Genomic DNA, 906 nt, shown 5'->3' with positions numbered 1-906 from the left:
CGAGCCACAGTGTCAGCAAGTGTGCCCTGTTGATTGCATCCCTCTTGATCCTGCTCACAATGAGACGCAAGAACAGCTCATGGCAAAATACGAAAAGCTAACGGGCATCTCCTAAAATTAGCCCTTTCTTAGATTCTGACTACACTTAGCCAAACAAATACAGTGAACTCAGTGTAGTTAGGTCGTTCATGAGCGAAGAAAAAGCAAACGAATCTGAAGTACCGTTAACCCCCGAACAACGTATCGAGCTATTAGAAAGCAAGGTTGACAAAAACCGTGTTTTCTTGTTGTTTTTTGCTCTCATTCTTACTGTCACCATTTCTGCGACCGTCACAGCATTTGTGATTTATTCGTTTGGCGGCGTTTCCTCCAATAACTCCGACGCATCAGACGATATTGCGAATACTATTGCTGGCCAGAAAGAACTGCTTGAGCAATATGATTTGCGTTTGGCGGAACTAAATGCGCATATCAAAAGTTTTGAAAATCGTATCGATAACAACGCGAACAGTACCATTCAGCAAGTACTCATCGAGCAAGAGCAAGCGAAGCAACGCTTCATGGAAACAGTGCGCTCGGCTGTATACGATCTAGCTCATATGGTGCCTGGCTCGCGATCTTGGTTGGAGCTCTACACCGAGCAATTAGAAGACGCAACGACCAAAAGCGCCATGCGTGAAAAGCAATTGAAAGAACTCAAAACAGCAAAACCGATCGACAAATCGGATTCATTTTTTGGGGATGATTTTTAGGCCAACCTTGGTTTCAAGCTCGCAAGAGAAGACTTCATACCATGCAAAGCGTTAATTTATGCGCAAAGAAATTCTGCCGTCGCGATCGCATCACTTAAAGCATTGTGCGCGTACGCTTTTGGCAAGCCGTAACGGTCACGACATACCTCTAGCT

Annotated in this window: 1 protein-coding gene and 1 pseudogene; both read left to right on the top strand. The window is 44.8% G+C overall.

The genetic code is table 11. The features are described from left to right. Positions 1-115: pseudogene (locus A3738_RS29610) on the top strand (ferredoxin); the annotation flags it as partial. A gap of 73 nt (positions 116-188) precedes the next feature. Continuing rightward, complete coding sequence (locus A3738_RS25510; protein ID WP_068473539.1) at positions 189-752, top strand: hypothetical protein; 564 nt, start codon at positions 189-191, stop codon at positions 750-752. Positions 753-906: the final 154 nt, after the last annotated feature.

The sequence above is a fragment of the Oleiphilus sp. HI0066 genome, from assembly GCF_001635725.1.
The sequence above is the reverse complement of the archived record's forward strand: the minus strand, read 5'-3'. Positions and strand labels throughout refer to the sequence as shown.